This window comes from Streptomyces sp. adm13(2018) (genome assembly GCF_008042145.1).
Classification (GTDB): domain Bacteria; phylum Actinomycetota; class Actinomycetes; order Streptomycetales; family Streptomycetaceae; genus Streptomyces.
Map to the genome: position 1 here is coordinate 1 of NZ_RDBH01000104.1, position 755 is coordinate 755.

Below are 755 nucleotides of genomic sequence, written 5' to 3' on the forward strand. Positions count from 1 at the left end.
GGAGGGGACGGAGGAGGAGGGGGAGGGCGTGGTCATGACCGGTCGTTCCTTCCGGAGAGTACGGCCGCGGGCAGCGCGGCCAGGGTGAGGGCGGCGCCCGTGAGGAGCACGGCGCCGAGGGGGTACGCGTCGGCCGGCAGCCCGCCGAGGAGGGCGCCGAGCGCGATCGCGAGGTGCCCTCCCGGTAGGGGAGGGCCGCTCGTGTCAGACGTTGGCGAACCAGTGGCGGACGCGCTCGGGCGCGGCCGGCGCCTGGAGTTCGGCCCGCGCCCGGACGTCGTCCAGGGTCTGGGCCACCAGCTCCCGGCGCCAGGCGAGGTCGGCCCGCCCCATGGCCCCGGCGATGGCGCACTCGGCGGCGTACGTCCCCGGCGCGCCCGCGCCCGGCCCCTGCTGCCGGATCTCGGTGCAGCGGAAGGCCTCGTCGGGGCCTTCGACGGCGACGACGACGTCCATCAGCGTGATCCGGTCGAGGCCGCGCGCCAGCCGGAAGCCGCCCTTGGGGCCCGAGACGGAGGTGACGATCCCGGCGCGGGCGAGCGCCTGGAGCTGCTTGTTGAGATACGCGGGAGGCAGCTCGTGATAGGCCGCGAGACGCGCGGCGGTGACCGCCCGGCCGGGCCCGATCCAGGCCAGGTTCAGGCAGCTGTGGAGCGCCCACTCCACGCCCTCGCTCATCTTCATATTCTGGACCCTACATATCTAGAATAGGGGCGGCAAGGGCAACCCGCCCCACGCCTACCACTGCTGGTGGG

1 protein-coding gene is annotated in these 755 nt (G+C 74.4%); it reads right to left on the reverse strand.

All coding sequences use genetic code 11. The features are described from left to right. Positions 1-204: 204 nt before the first annotated feature. Positions 205-678: an RrF2 family transcriptional regulator gene (locus EAO70_RS09415; protein ID WP_148002557.1), complete on the reverse strand. Its 474-nt coding sequence runs from the start codon at positions 676-678 to the stop codon at positions 205-207. Positions 679-755: the final 77 nt, after the last annotated feature.